Origin of the sequence: Streptococcus sp. SC1 (assembly GCF_030272855.1) — a bacterium.
In the GTDB taxonomy this organism is placed as follows: Bacteria; Bacillota; Bacilli; order Lactobacillales; family Streptococcaceae; genus Streptococcus.
In genome coordinates, this window is sequence record NZ_JAQCMU010000004.1 from 114,706 (window position 1) to 128,228 (window position 13,523).

Annotated in this window: 14 protein-coding genes; 5 read left to right on the forward strand and 9 right to left on the reverse strand. The window is 42.2% G+C overall.

Annotated elements, in window-relative coordinates; genetic code table 11:
- Positions 1 to 268 precede the first annotated feature (268 nt).
- Complete coding sequence (locus PAN94_RS07150; protein WP_285875286.1) at positions 269 to 1,525, forward strand: ISL3 family transposase; 1,257 nt, start codon at positions 269 to 271, stop codon at positions 1,523 to 1,525.
- A gap of 35 nt (positions 1,526 to 1,560) precedes the next feature.
- Here the strand turns inward: PAN94_RS07150 and PAN94_RS07155 are convergent, their stop codons facing one another.
- From PAN94_RS07155 to PAN94_RS07170, 4 genes are all read right to left on the reverse strand, one after another.
- Positions 1,561 to 3,024: a flotillin family protein gene (locus PAN94_RS07155; RefSeq protein ID WP_005592424.1), complete on the reverse strand. Its 1,464-nt coding sequence runs from the start codon at positions 3,022 to 3,024 to the stop codon at positions 1,561 to 1,563.
- A gap of 181 nt (positions 3,025 to 3,205) precedes the next feature.
- Positions 3,206 to 3,889, reverse strand: a complete 684-nt coding sequence (locus PAN94_RS07160; RefSeq protein ID WP_148887137.1) for a Bax inhibitor-1/YccA family protein — start codon at positions 3,887 to 3,889, stop codon at positions 3,206 to 3,208.
- Positions 3,890 to 3,908: 19 nt separating this feature from the next.
- Complete coding sequence (locus tag PAN94_RS07165) at positions 3,909 to 4,400, reverse strand: HDIG domain-containing metalloprotein (RefSeq protein ID WP_149556090.1); 492 nt, start codon at positions 4,398 to 4,400, stop codon at positions 3,909 to 3,911.
- Between the two features lie 44 nt (positions 4,401 to 4,444).
- Positions 4,445 to 5,185, reverse strand: coding sequence for a TrmH family RNA methyltransferase (locus PAN94_RS07170; protein WP_285875287.1), 741 nt, complete (start codon positions 5,183 to 5,185; stop codon positions 4,445 to 4,447).
- A gap of 141 nt (positions 5,186 to 5,326) precedes the next feature.
- On the opposite strand from PAN94_RS07170, the gene PAN94_RS07175 reads away from it, so the two are divergent.
- Together PAN94_RS07175 and yidC are read left to right on the forward strand one after the other, a co-directional pair.
- On the forward strand, positions 5,327 to 5,605 hold the full coding sequence (locus PAN94_RS07175; RefSeq protein WP_125373777.1) for an acylphosphatase: 279 nt from the start codon (positions 5,327 to 5,329) through the stop codon (positions 5,603 to 5,605).
- An 82-nt stretch (positions 5,606 to 5,687) separates the two neighbouring features.
- Positions 5,688 to 6,608, forward strand: a complete 921-nt coding sequence (gene yidC / locus PAN94_RS07180; protein WP_285875288.1) for a membrane protein insertase YidC — start codon at positions 5,688 to 5,690, stop codon at positions 6,606 to 6,608.
- A 270-nt stretch (positions 6,609 to 6,878) separates the two neighbouring features.
- Here yidC and PAN94_RS07185 read toward each other — a convergent pair whose 3' ends face one another.
- Positions 6,879 to 7,814 carry a dihydroorotate oxidase gene (locus PAN94_RS07185; RefSeq protein WP_285875289.1) on the reverse strand — a complete coding sequence of 312 codons (936 nt, stop codon included), beginning with the start codon at positions 7,812 to 7,814 and terminating at the stop codon, positions 6,879 to 6,881.
- A gap of 222 nt (positions 7,815 to 8,036) precedes the next feature.
- Between PAN94_RS07185 and gdhA the strand changes: the two genes are divergently transcribed.
- Positions 8,037 to 9,383 carry an NADP-specific glutamate dehydrogenase gene (gdhA, locus tag PAN94_RS07190; RefSeq protein ID WP_285875290.1) on the forward strand — a complete coding sequence of 449 codons (1,347 nt, stop codon included), beginning with the start codon at positions 8,037 to 8,039 and terminating at the stop codon, positions 9,381 to 9,383.
- A gap of 31 nt (positions 9,384 to 9,414) precedes the next feature.
- Positions 9,415 to 9,900, forward strand: a complete 486-nt coding sequence (locus PAN94_RS07195) for a GNAT family N-acetyltransferase (protein ID WP_285875291.1) — start codon at positions 9,415 to 9,417, stop codon at positions 9,898 to 9,900.
- Positions 9,901 to 10,105: 205 nt separating this feature from the next.
- Here the strand turns inward: PAN94_RS07195 and PAN94_RS07200 are convergent, their stop codons facing one another.
- From PAN94_RS07200 to PAN94_RS07215, 4 genes are all read right to left on the reverse strand, one after another.
- Positions 10,106 to 10,750, reverse strand: a complete 645-nt coding sequence (locus PAN94_RS07200) for a TetR/AcrR family transcriptional regulator (RefSeq protein ID WP_285875292.1) — start codon at positions 10,748 to 10,750, stop codon at positions 10,106 to 10,108.
- 16 nt (positions 10,751 to 10,766) lie between these two features.
- A complete protein-coding gene (locus PAN94_RS07205; protein ID WP_285875293.1) occupies positions 10,767 to 11,771 on the reverse strand; it encodes an NADP-dependent oxidoreductase in 1,005 nt (334 codons plus the stop codon).
- A 265-nt stretch (positions 11,772 to 12,036) separates the two neighbouring features.
- Positions 12,037 to 12,777, reverse strand: a complete 741-nt coding sequence (locus tag PAN94_RS07210; RefSeq protein WP_353048976.1) for a M15 family metallopeptidase — start codon at positions 12,775 to 12,777, stop codon at positions 12,037 to 12,039.
- Positions 12,778 to 12,806: 29 nt separating this feature from the next.
- Positions 12,807 to 13,463, reverse strand: coding sequence for a histidine phosphatase family protein (locus PAN94_RS07215; protein WP_285875294.1), 657 nt, complete (start codon positions 13,461 to 13,463; stop codon positions 12,807 to 12,809).
- Positions 13,464 to 13,523 lie beyond the last annotated feature (60 nt).

Here is a 13,523-nt window from a genome sequence, read left to right on the forward strand (position 1 = left end):
TTTAATCTGTTATATTTTAACATTTTTACATGGTAATGAAAAGTATTTAGCTGATAGAAATGCTTTTCTGATGGATGATAAACAAACAGCCAGAAGTTTCAACTCCCAGCTGTTTGTATATCTTATACACATTTAGATTTATTTCGGCTCTATAATTTCTGTAGTGGGTAACACCACTGTAGGAATGATGGAGCTTCTTTTGTTGTAGAAAAAAAGTCCCATAAGACCTATAATGAAAAGCAACCAAACCATCATTAGAAAGAATCTTATGGAACAGTTCAATTTTATCACAAACTTACTGGGAATTAAAGACCCTAACATTACGATTTTGGATGTTCTAAATTCGGGAACGCATAAAGAAATCATGGCTAAGCTAGATTATCCAGCACCTAAATGCCCTCACTGCCAAGGCCAGATGGCTAAATATGACTTCCAGAAAGAATCCAAAATTCCCTATTTAGAGTGTACGGGATACAAGACCCTCATTCGCTTAAAGAAACGCCGTTTCCGATGTAAAGTCTGTGGGAAAGTAGCTGTCGCAGAGACTTCCTTAGTCAAGAAAAACCATCAAATCGCGACCATCGTCAAGCAGAAAATCGCTCAAAATTTGATTGAGAAAGTCCCCATGACTGCTATCGCTGAAAGCTTAGCTGACTCCACATCCACAGTTATTCGTAAATTGAAAGAATTCGAGTTTAAAACGAACCTCAACTACCTTCCAACTCACATGTCTTGGGATGAATACAGCTTCAAGAAGGGCAAGATGAACTTCATTGCGCAGGATTTTGACTCGCTCAAGATCGTAACAATCCTCGACGGACGAACGCAAGCAACCATTCGCAATCATCTCCTTCGTTATTCTAGACAGGTCCGAAACGGCGTTAAAGTCATTACTATGGACATGTTTAGCCCCTACTACGACATCGCCAGACAGCTCTTTCCTTCTGCTAAAATCGTTTTGGATCGCTTTCACATTGTACAACATCTAAGTCGAGCTATGAGTCGTGTTCGTGTTCAAATCATGAAGCAATTGGATCGAAAATCGCACGAATACAAGGCCATCAAACGCTACTGGAAACTCATTCAACAGGATAGCCGGAAACTCAGCGATAAACGCTTTTATCGCCCGACTTTTCGCATGCATTTGACCAACAAAAAGATTCTGGAAAAGCCGCTCTCTTTCTCCCAAGAACTACGAGAACACTATGAGCTCTACCAGCTCTTACTCTTTCATTTCCAAGAGAAACAGGCTGAGCATTTCTTTGGACTCATTGAAGATACCATTTCTTCTGTCAATCCTATCTTCCAGACCATTTTTAGGACTTTTTTGAGAGATCAGGATAAGATCATTAACGCACTGGAACTTCCCTACTCAAACGCAAAACTAGAGGCTACTAACAACCTCATCAAAGTCATCAAGCGCAATGCTTTTGGATTTCGGAACTTTGATAACTTTAAAACTAGAATTCTCGTTGCTTTGAATATCAAAAAGGAGAGAACCAATTCGGTCCTCTCCAGGGTATGACTTTTCGTTAACCCACTACAGTTGACAAAGAGCCTTTATTTCTCATCAACTTCGATGACTGCTTGTTCATCTTGTTTGAGCTTGTTGACAGTCATATTGACGCCAAGTGCTCCAGCTAACAGTTGACGAATGTCAAAGCCTGCTCCTTGGGAAACTTGATCAATGCTCTGCATGATGTCGCCGACCATTTTAGACGCGTTACCTTCACCATACATGGTAATCTTGTCTACCTTGGTCAATGGCTCTGCTACCGCGCGGGCGATTTCTGGTAGTTTATCGACAATCATTTCCGTAATCGCAGCTTCCTGCATCTTCTTCATGGCTTCGGCTTTCTTGTCCAAACCTTCTGCTTCCGCTTCTAGTTTAAGACGAATGGCTTCCGCCTCCGCACGTCCCTTTGCTTCAATAGCCTCAGCTTCTTGCAGTTGCGCAAATTTTTCAGCCTCAGCTTGAGCCTTGCGGGCTTCCGCTTCTTTCTGCGTTTCAAAGAGTTCTGCTTCGGCCTGACGTTGACGTTCAATCAATTGCGCTTCTGCGGCCTGTTGACGGGCATATTTTTCAGCTTCGGCTTGCTTGCGGATATTGGCATCCAATTCCTGCTCACGAACCTTAACTTCCCGTTCTTTGACTTCAGCTTCTTTTTCCTGCTTCATGATGTTGGCTTCTGCAGCCACACGTTCTTGTTCACGACGCTGGATCTCAGCCTCAATCCCTTTGGCTGCGTCCGCTTTAGCTTGCGCAATATCTGCTTCCTGCTTGAGGGCAGCTTGTTTCAGTTTGAGTTCATTTTGCTTTTGAGCAATTTCCAAGTCAGCAGCCACGCGCTTGTCGTTAGCCAGCTTGTCCTGCTCAGCTTCAACTTCCTTACGCTCACGTTCAGCCTTAGCCTTGGCAATCAGGGCGTCTTTCTTGATCGTTTCGACATTTTCAATACCGAGGTTGTCAATAACGCCACCTTCGTCAGAGAAGGATTGAACGGTAAAGGCAATGACTTCCAGACCCATCTTAGCCAAATCTGGTGCTACGTTATCTTGCACTTTAGAGGCAAATTCCTGACGGTCATTGACCATCTTGCGCAATTCCATCTGGCCGATTACTTCACGAAGGTTCCCTTCGAGGACATCTTGGACAGAGTTGGAAATATCAGTGGTATTCCAATTAAGGAAGTTTTCTGCCGCACGATCAATCATTTCGTCCGTAGTACCAATCTTCAACTTAACAGCCGCATCCGCACGAACGTTGATAAAATCAAGTGTCGGCACAGACTCAGAAGTACGGACGTCTGTAGAAAACTGCTCAATATCCAGATAAGAGCGCTGCTCTACAAAAGGAATCATGAAGCCAGCCTTACCTCTCAAATGGCGCTGCTTACGCAGACCAGTAATAACGACTACTTCATTTGGCTTAGCATTGACATACCCCTTAGCCAAAAGAATAATAAGCACGATGGCTGCAACGATTGCAAAAATCAACCAGCCTGGGATAAATAACATATCCATAGAAACTTCCTTTCTTTTTCCAGAGCAATAGACGAATGCATTGCCCAAATATATTTTTAGTTAGTATATCAAAAAATTAACAGTTTGCAAAACTTTTACTGCTAATCCTATTCAACTTCCCAAATGCCCCTTCAAACAAAAAGATAGCTCCTCATTTATCGAGGAAGCTATCCATCTTTTATTAGTCATTTCTTCCAAAAATACGAAGGATGCTGAGGAAGAGATTGATAAAGTCGAGATAAAGGCTCAAAGCCAGAGAAAGGGCCCAACCAAGTCCAGCTTGTCCCCCTGTCTGCTCATAGACATAGCGGATTTTTTGATTGTCCCAAGCAATCAACCCTGCGAAAATGACAACACTGACGTAGCTGACAATATAGTCTATCATGTCGCTACCTAGGAAAATATTGACAAAACTTGCGATCACAATCCCAATCAAACCTGCAATCATAGCTCGGCCCATGCCAGATAAATCTTTTTTAATGATGACGCCCATGGCTGCCATGACAAGGAAAACGGCCGCACTAACTGCAAATGCTTTGAAGACCACGCCTCCTGTGTACATGGCCACAATGAAACTCATAGTAAATCCGTTTAGAGCTGAGTAGCTCAAAAAAAGAGGAAGAGCAGCTGGACTATTGCGGAGGCCTCTGCTGGAAGCTGACCAAACCAAGGCAAGCTCAATGAAGATAGCTCCATAGTAAATCCAGCTATAATGGAGCAAAATCTCAACTAGAGCTGTCTGGAAGGTCGTCAGCATTAAGCCTGAAACCAGAGCAGAGATGGCAATTCCCATCCCGACAAATCCGTAGACCTTAGAATAAAAACTAGAAAGTCCACTGTTTTCTTGAATAATTGTATTGTTCATAATGTCTCCTTTTTATATTTTAACTTTTCATCATCTTTCGATGATACTTTTTACGCCCACTCAGCCTTTGTCGCCAAGGTGCCGTCGCCTCTTTGATCGCCCAATACTTGTCCACCATAGTTACAATGAAGGACTCCTTGTAGCGGGGTGGTGCTAAGGTCGCTCCCCACATGTGCTTGATGATAATATCTTCCTCAACTCGATTGAGCTTGGTAATCTTACGGGCATTTCGGACTGCTAGGCGGGGATGTACCCAAGCATGACTCTTTTTAAACTTGGTTTCGCGCCAGTCATAATAAAATAAATCATGCAATAGAGCGCCCCGTGCTGTACTGCGGGCATTCCAGCCAAATTTTTTAGCAATCTTATAACTAGTATAACTGACATTGATCGAATGTTCAAGCCGATTGGAATGAATATGATGCGTAATTCCTTTTAAGCGTTGGACGCTGGGCTTCTCGATCAAATGCCCCACATAGGCCATAAATTCATCATCTTCTCTGTAAGGCATATCATCACCTCCATTTAGTTTTATTATAGAGAGATTTCTAAAAGCTAGCTTAAAGCAAACATCAGAATGCCGGCTGCCACAGCAACGTTAAGACTTTCAGCCTGCCCCTTCATGGAAATGTGAACCAGAACATCAGCCGCATCCGTCATTTCTTGGCTGATTCCTTGCCCTTCATTACCCGTGACTAAGAGGAAATCTTCATGTTTTTCGACCTTTTGATAATCCACAGAATCTTCTGATAAAGTCGAAGCCAAAATTTGCAAGTCACTTTGACGAGCTAGGGCCAGCATATCCTCTCTGCTCACGCGATAAATGGGCAGATGAAAATGGCTGCCCTGCATAGAACGCAAGGTTTTGAGATTGTAAATGTCAGCGGAGTGGCTAGAGATGAAAACTCCTTGATAACCCGCCGCATCCGCTGTTCGGATGATGGTTCCGACATTACCAGGATCCTGCACATCTTCTAAAAAGAGATAGGCACCTTCCAGCTTTTCTGGAATATTCTGCTCCTCAAAGGCTAATTCTGCAACGATTCCCTGAGGTGTCTTACTATCTGCCAAATCACTCAGAATCTCAGGACTGACAAAAATCGTCTGAGAAAATGCTGCCAAACGCTCTTCGTACTCTGCCAAGGCAAAAATTCGCAAAATCCGTGCCTGACTGGCCAGAGCCTCCTCAAAAAGATGCCAGCCCTCAATCAAATACGACTCGCTACGATATTTTTTTTGATGCAGCTTTTTAGCTTTTTTTACCACATTATTGGCTTTTGAGGTTATAATATTCATAAATACATTATAACACAATCTAGCAGTTTTGAACTCATCCTCTAGACTTAGCTTCAGAGAAAATCTTGTCTTCAGCAAGCAACTGCTCGCTACGCTATAGGCTGAAAAGCGAGTTTCAAACCGCTACAAAAGGAGGTAACGATGCAAAAAGTAAGAATGATTGCGCAAGGACGAGTCCAAGGCGTCGGCTTTCGTTGGGGCGTTTACTCCCTCGCTCTGCAAATCGGCGGGATTACAGGTCGTGTCTGGAATAATGACGACGGTACAGTCGAAATTTTGGCTCAAGCAGAAAGCTCTGCCCTCATGGCTAAGTTCATTCAAGAAATCCGCAAGGGACCAACTCCTTTTTCAAAAGTCAGCTATTTAGATGTCACCATGGCCAATTTTGAGTCCTATACTGACTTTAAAATTGCAAATTAGGTCTGGAGAACTATTGTATATTTCCCTAAAAAACAGTAGAATAGATAGGTATTATTTTTTTAGAAACAAAGGAAATGAACTCGTGAAAACATTTAAACGTATTTTATTCTCTGGAATGAGCTTGTCCCTCCTTCTATTATTGACAGGGTGTGTCGGACGAGACAAGGCCGGTAATCCTTCTGGTATTATTTGGGACGTGCTTGGTCAGCCTATGGCAGATAGCATCCAGTTCTTTGCTAAGAATTCAGGCCTTGGTTATGGTCTAGCGATTATTATCGTTACACTCATCGTGCGGCTGATTATTTTCCCACTGGGAATCTATCAGTCTTGGAAGGCTACTCTTCAGTCAGAAAAGATGAACTACTTCAAGCCCATCTTTGCCCCTATCCAAGAACGAATCAATAATGCCGAAACTCAAGAAGAAAAACTAGAAGCGCAGCAAGAACTTATGGCTGCTCAAAGAGAAAATGGTCTGAGTATGTTTGGCGGTATCGGCTGCCTCCCTCTACTCATTCAAATGCCTTTCTTCTCAGCCCTCTTCTTTGCTGCCCAATACACAAACGGTGTAGCCAGCAGTACATTCCTTGGCATCAATCTTGGAAAACCTAGTCTAGCCTTGACTCTCATTGTCGGTGTACTCTATTACATCCAGTCACTTCTCTCCCTACATGGTATCGAAGATGAGACCCAAAAAGAACAGATGAAGCGTGCAACTTACATGAGCCCGATTATGATCGTAGTCTTCTCTTTCATGTCACCAGCAGCTGTGACCCTCTACTGGGTAGTCGGTGGTTTCGTTCAAATTATCCAACAATTCATCATTAACTACTTAATGCGTCCGCGGATTAGAAAGCAAGTAGCAGAAGAATACAAAAAGAATCCTCCGAAAGCTATGAGCAATGCAGGTCGCATCAAAGATGTGACACCAAAAGCGAGCCAAGCAATCACTCAAAACAATAAAAAGAAAAAGAATCGCAACGCTGGTAAACAACGTTCTAGATAAATAAACTATCCATTTCCCTCTGAGGTTTCCTATCTAATCTTGGAGGGCTTTTTTACTGCTCACCCTAATAATACTAAAAGAGAGGCTGGGACAAAAGTCCTAGCCTCTCAATTGTCTTTGGATTGTCGAGCAAGACGCAGTGGTTGAGTGGTCTCTACTACGCTGATTTCATCAGCTTTTACAGCCCTACTCAACTGTGCGGAGGTGGGACGACGAAATCGAATTCTAACGAATTAGCGATTTGTGTCCCACTCTCTCTTTCTTAAACTTTTAATCAATATACTTCAACTTTCCACGGAAATCTTCCAAGCTTTCATAGCCTTTTTCTTCCATAATCTCCTTGAGTTCTGCGGTGATGCGCTCAAAGGCTGCCACTCCTTCTCTATGAAGGGTTGTTCCTACCTGCACCATACTGGCTCCACAGAGGATATGCTCAAAGGCATCGCGCCCTGTCAAGACACCCCCAGTTCCTATGATTTGGATTTCTGGTTTCAGGCGTTGGTAAAAGGCATGGACATTAGCCAGAGCCGTTGGCTTGATATACTGGCCACCAATACCGCCAAAACCATTTTTGGGACGAATGACCACTGACTCATCTTCTATATAAAGACCGTTTCCGATAGAGTTGACACAGTTGACAAACTTGAGCGGGTAGTTGTTAAAAATCGCAGCGGCTTGATCAAAATGCACAATATCAAAGTAAGGAGGTAGCTTGATACCCAGCGGCTTGGTGAAATAAGCAAAAACTTCTGACAAGATTTTTTCTGTCGTTTCAAAATCATAAGCAATCTGTGGCTTACCCGGAACGTTGGGACAGGAGAGATTGAGCTCAGTAATCCCTTTAAAGTCGCTTGCCTGCACTTTCTTAAGAATGGTGTGGGTTTCTTCTGGCGACATTCCGACCAAAGAAAGGAAGAAGGTGCGATTTGGCTCGCTTTCTTGCAGCTCCAGCAAGTAGTCAAGATAATAATCTAAACCATTATTAGGCAGGCCCATAGAGTTGATGGAGCCCAGTGGCACATCCTGATAGCGAGGTTCTGGATTGCCCTGACGAAAGTTCAGCGTCGCCGTCTTGGTCACAAAGGTTCCAGCAGCAGAGTTTTTGACTTCTTCTAACTCTTCCACTGTCATACAAGCCACCCCTGCTGCATTCATCAGACAGTTGTCAAATTCAAAACCTGCAATTTTTGTCTTGGTTGTCGTCATTATTTTGACCTCTTATTCCTTAATTTTCTCTATTATATCATTAAAATTCTTCCTATAAAGAATTTATCCTAATTTTCTAGCAAAAGGTTCGGCATTTCCACCTAGAATCTTCAAAAAAATATTATGGAAATTTTCAGAAAATTCAACTTTTTTCTTTACACCCTAAAAAAATTCTGCTATAATGGCTCGTGTAATAAAATATAACAACAAAAGGAGAACGATATGACATCTGCTAAAGAATATATCCAAAGCGTGTTTGAAACTGTAAAAGCTCGTAATGGGCACGAGGCTGAATTTCTTCAGGCAGTTGAAGAATTCTTCAGCACTTTGGAACCTGTATTTGAAAAACACCCTGAGTATATCGAAGAAAACATCTTGGCACGTATCACCGAGCCTGAGCGCGTGATTTCTTTCCGTGTTCCTTGGGTTGACCGTGATGGAAAAGTCCAATTGAACCGTGGTTACCGTGTTCAATTCAACTCAGCTGTTGGACCATATAAAGGCGGCCTTCGTTTCCACCCAACTGTAAACCAAGGGATCTTGAAATTCCTCGGATTTGAGCAAATCTTTAAAAACGTCTTGACTGGACTTCCAATCGGTGGAGGTAAAGGGGGATCAGACTTCGATCCTAAAGGAAAGACTGACGCTGAAGTTATGCGCTTCTGCCAAAGCTTCATGACTGAATTGCAAAAATACATCGGACCATCACTTGACGTCCCAGCTGGCGATATCGGTGTTGGTGGACGTGAAATTGGTTACCTTTACGGTCAATACAAACGTCTTAACCAATTTGATGCGGGTGTCTTGACTGGTAAACCTCTTGGATTTGGTGGTAGCTTGATCCGTCCAGAAGCAACTGGTTACGGTTTGGTTTACTATACTGAAGAAATGCTCAAAGCTAACAGTAACGGCTTTGCTGGTAAAAAAGTGGTGATTTCCGGTTCTGGTAACGTAGCTCAATACGCTCTTCAAAAAGCTACTGAACTTGGTGCAACTGTTATCTCTGTATCTGACTCAAACGGTTATGTCATCGATGAAAACGGTATTGACTTCGATCTTTTGGTTGATGTTAAAGAAAAACGCCGTGCTCGTTTGACTGAATATGCAGCTGAGAAAGCAACTGCTACTTACCATGAAGGTTCTGTATGGACTTACGCTGGTAACTACGATATCGCTCTTCCATGTGCGACTCAAAACGAAATCAATGGTGACGCAGCTAAACGTTTGGTTTCTCAAGGAGTTATCTGCGTATCAGAAGGTGCTAATATGCCTAGTGACCTTGATGCGATTAAAGTCTACAAAGAAAACGGAATCCTTTACGGACCTGCCAAAGCTGCCAACGCTGGTGGTGTAGCTGTATCAGCGCTTGAAATGAGCCAAAACAGCCTTCGCCTCTCATGGACTCGTGAAGAAGTGGACGGCCGTCTCAAAAACATCATGACCAACATCTTCAACACAGCTAAAACAACTGCTGAAACATACGGACTTGGTACTGATTACCTTGCAGGAGCAAATATCGCTGCCTTCGAAAACGTAGCAAACGCTATGATTGCACAAGGTATTGTTTAATTAGTCGATACATCCTATCGGAGGACAATTGATGAACTTACGGCCAATGGAAGTAAGAGACAATCCAGCTGTAGCACAACTCATTCGAGCTAGCCTAGAAGAATTCGGGCTTGACAAACCAGGAACTGTCTACTTTGATTCTCATCTAGATCATTTGGCCGACTACTATCAACAGCAAGAGAGAGCAGCTTACTTTGTCCTGGAAGACGAAGGTCAGCTGGTTGGCTGTGGTGGCTTTGCACCTGTTTCTGATAAAATTGCTGAATTACAAAAATTGTATGTCACTAAAAATAGTCGTGGCAAAGGTTATTCCAGCCGTCTGATAAAGCGGATATTCCAGGAAGCCTGTCTAGCTGGTTATGAACAGCTTTATCTAGAAACCGCTACTGAGCTGGCTACGGCTGTGGCCGTCTATCAGCACTATGGTTTTACAGCATTGCAACAACCACTTACTAACGCCGTTGGCCACCCAGCTATGAATATCTGGATGATAAAGTCTCTCTTATCAGATGAATAGATGTCAGTATACTCTGACCGTCTCGGGGACATCATGACCAAGATCCTCAAAACAGCTAAAATAACTTTTAAAAATGTAGCCAAGGCTATGATAGTTAAGGTATTGTTTCAATTTATTTTTCAATCCTCAATCGCTCTGATTGGGGATTTTTATATTGGTTTTAAAAAAGCTCACTATTTTTAATAGTAAGCTTAAAAATCAAAATTCACTTTATTTCTAATAAGGCAAAAGATAGGCATTCAACTATTTCATTTACTGCTTCATCTATGTTCACATCTTCCTTATCATTTAACATCATTGGAATAACATAAGAAAGACTCAAGGCTAGAATATAACGAACAATTCTTTCATTTGACCAATCTCGGATAACGCCATTTTCTTTAAACTGATTCAGAACTGGACTAATTGGCTTAATGATAGAGTGAACAATAACATTCCCTAACTGATCAGAAATATTTTTATCAATAAAAGAACGGCTCAAGATAATTTTAACCCGCATTTGATTCTCCTGAATGAAAACTAGTCTATCTCGAACAATGCTTCTTAAAAATAGTGGAAAAGACTCTTGGTTTGCTGTAAATTTCTTCTCAGAAAAATCAGCAATCACATCTGGAATAACTTGCTCAAGAAAAGTCGATAAAATTGCTTCTAAGATGCCTTCCTTGGTTTTAAAGTAACTAAAAACTGTCCCTTCTGAAACTCCAGCCTCCTTAGCAATAAGGCTTGCTGTTGTATTTTCAAAGCCAATTTCTGAAAATAACTTTAGGCTTGATAATAATACTTGACGTTGTTTTAAACTCAGGTTGCTATTTTCTAATGTCTGAGCATACTTTTCTTCTAAACTTTCCATTGCTGGCACCTCTCTGCTACTCTCTTACTTTTACAACTTTCTTACCTCGAGTGTGTCCCGACTTCAGACTACGATATGCCTCTCTAACTGACTTTAGAGAAAAATCATAAACCTGATCAATATTCAGCCGAACCTTCCCATCTGAGACCATTTCCGCTAGAACTTTAAAATCATCATATGTGGAATGTCTCGGACCCGTGAACTGAGCTCCTCTTATCATAACATAGGGTGAAGGTACTAGCGTTCCAATAGCCGTTCCCTTCAATCCCAAACTGAAAGCCAATTTAACATAATCACTTCCATAGCAATCCAAGAATTTTGTAATCGGCTTTGGACTTGCTGATAGAAGAGCATTCTGGATGTTCTCTTCGTAAGCTACTGGAATCGCACCTAAAGACTTCAGATATTCTGAATTTTTCTTACTTGCAATTCCGATAACTGTTGCACCCTTAGCAACCGCATACTGTATTGCGATACTTCCAATACCTCCTGCTGCTGCTGAAATAACTACAACATCTTTAGAGTTTAGCTCAATCTTTCTGAAAGCACCTCCCACTGTTAGAGAGGCTACACCCATAGTAGCAGCATGCTTCATATCAATCATCTCTGGCTTTAGTACAATTTCCGATTCATTGACACAAATTTCTGTGGCTAAAGCTCCCCTCTTGGTCCCCAATCCAGGGTCACTGATCATTGTTCCAAAAACCTTATCCCCTACTGCAAACCTACTTACTCCTTCACCGATTTCTGTGATAACTCCAGCAAAATCCCGACCAACACCTCTTGGAAAGAGAGATGATTTTGACTCAAACCAACGACTTGGCTTCCTTAGTTTTGTCATAAAAGATAGAAAACGAAGTGGCTTTGCACCCTCAAAAGTCTTAAAATCAATGGGATTTAAACCAGCTGCATAAACTTCTACCCTAACTTGATTCGCTTCTAAAGCATCAGATTTAACGTTCACCAAATCTAGCACTTCTTCATCACCGAAACGACTATATTGTATTGCTTGAACAATCATTTCATGAACTCCTTTGTTTATCTATAAATTGAGTGAGCGCTCAATCATATTGCGATTATACGCTCATTTCCCAAATATTTCAAGCTACGCACTTGTATTTCTATAGATTGCTTAAATAATCAGGTTCTTAATTAAAGCGAGATTACTTTTTATCTCTTAACATGTATTAAAAGCATTAGACCAAACTCCAGAACTATTGTTTATTTAAAAATCAGCTTGCTCATTTGAGCAGCTGATTTTTTGTCTATCAATGGATTGTAACGATTTACCGATCCGACTCTTTCAAAAGGGCCAGAAATTCCTCTAAAACTAGATGATGTTTTTGCATGTATTGGGCCGACTCTACGCCAACATAACGATAGTGCCAATTTTCAAAATTCACACCAGTAATATCGCTTTTCCCTTCAGGATAGCGCAGAATAAAGCCGTATTTAGGGGCAATTTCCGCAATCTTATTTGCTACCTCATCATTCTGACCTTCTGGCTCGCTCATATCAATCGCCAAGCCTGTCTGATGCTCACTGGCACCTGGCAGCTGGATCCGCTTTTGCACTTCTTGCTCCGCTTCTTGCCGAGACAGGCCTTCTTCTTCGGCCAAAGCTAGGGCTTCTTCATATAGCTCTGTCTGCTCCGCTCGGCTACGATAGCCCGAAATCAAGGTTTCTCCCGGCGCAATGGCCCGAGCTGCAGCTAAAAATTGTCTAGTATTTTCAGCAATACGACTATCTACCTGAATATCATCGATTTGGGTCAACTTAGGATGAGACTCTTCCTGTAAATGGCTACGATTGATTAAAGTCAATTCCCAATCATCAACTGACACCTTGGGCAAGTCAGAACTCTGGGCTTTAAGACCATGATTAATAAAAGTTGGCAAGTCTTCATCCATATCTTGCACTCGCAATAGAGCAAACAGCAAACTGATCCCAATTCCTAAAAATAAGAGTCTATTTATTAGTCGAAACAGAGAGAGTTTTCTCCTTCTTTCGTGGCGACCTCTTCTCAAGCCTTGTCCTCCAGCTCTTTCGCTCCAACTTAACGATAGGACATATCACCGATGGAAGCAACTGAAAATTGTCTATCTTCATAGTCTACGATGGTCACACTACCATTGCCTAGGCCATGAGGTTGCATGCGATTAATTAGGTAGACAAAGGTTCCGATGGTCATGCCATGACTAACTACCAAAGCATTGCCACCGCCCGCAGCCTCCAGCTCCTCAGCAATCTCTGAGAAGCCTTGCCAAATTCGGCCGCTGAGTTTTTCCCAATTCTCAGCCCAGCCAGCCGTGTCGACTTCTACTAAACCTTCTGCCAGCTCGGCATAGCTGAGTTGATGGACATGGTCGATATTAAAAACCCTAGGCATGACCCCCATAAAGAGCTCACCATCATAGCCACCATCAAAGCTGCCAAAACACCACTCTCGAATGCGCTTGTCAAACCTGTAAGGAATCTTTCCAGTCAAGCCCAGCTCTTCCAGAATAATTCCCATAGTCTGAATGGTTCGACCTGAATCACTGGATCTAGCTAGTTTAAAATCAATACCCGCTTTTCGCAAACCTATTCCTAGTTCATGGATGCCACGTTCGCCTTCTGCCGTCAATGGACTATCACTCCAGCCCTGAGCTCGTCCGATTGTATTAAACATCGTTTTGCCATGCCGGATCAGGTATAATCTTGTTTTTGCCATACACTTCCCCCCTTATTCTCCTCTCATTATATCACGTTTCTGAAAAAAAGTAGTTTCTAA

Bases quoted from the DNA above. Each gene is read 5' to 3' on its own strand.
- PAN94_RS07150 (WP_285875286.1), top strand. From the start codon at position 269: ATGGAACAGTTCAATTTTATCACAAACTTACTGGGAATTAAAGACCCT.
- PAN94_RS07155 (WP_005592424.1), bottom strand. From the start codon at position 3,024: ATGGATATGTTATTTATCCCAGGCTGGTTGATTTTTGCAATCGTTGCA.
- PAN94_RS07160 (WP_148887137.1), bottom strand. From the start codon at position 3,889: ATGAACAATACAATTATTCAAGAAAACAGTGGACTTTCTAGTTTTTAT.
- PAN94_RS07165 (WP_149556090.1), bottom strand. From the start codon at position 4,400: ATGCCTTACAGAGAAGATGATGAATTTATGGCCTATGTGGGGCATTTG.
- PAN94_RS07170 (WP_285875287.1), bottom strand. From the start codon at position 5,185: ATGAATATTATAACCTCAAAAGCCAATAATGTGGTAAAAAAAGCTAAA.
- PAN94_RS07175 (WP_125373777.1), top strand. From the start codon at position 5,327: ATGCAAAAAGTAAGAATGATTGCGCAAGGACGAGTCCAAGGCGTCGGC.
- PAN94_RS07185 (WP_285875289.1), bottom strand. From the start codon at position 7,814: ATGACGACAACCAAGACAAAAATTGCAGGTTTTGAATTTGACAACTGT.
- gdhA (WP_285875290.1), top strand. From the start codon at position 8,037: ATGACATCTGCTAAAGAATATATCCAAAGCGTGTTTGAAACTGTAAAA.
- PAN94_RS07195 (WP_285875291.1), top strand. From the start codon at position 9,415: ATGAACTTACGGCCAATGGAAGTAAGAGACAATCCAGCTGTAGCACAA.
- PAN94_RS07200 (WP_285875292.1), bottom strand. From the start codon at position 10,750: ATGGAAAGTTTAGAAGAAAAGTATGCTCAGACATTAGAAAATAGCAAC.
- PAN94_RS07205 (WP_285875293.1), bottom strand. From the start codon at position 11,771: ATGATTGTTCAAGCAATACAATATAGTCGTTTCGGTGATGAAGAAGTG.
- PAN94_RS07215 (WP_285875294.1), bottom strand. From the start codon at position 13,463: ATGGCAAAAACAAGATTATACCTGATCCGGCATGGCAAAACGATGTTT.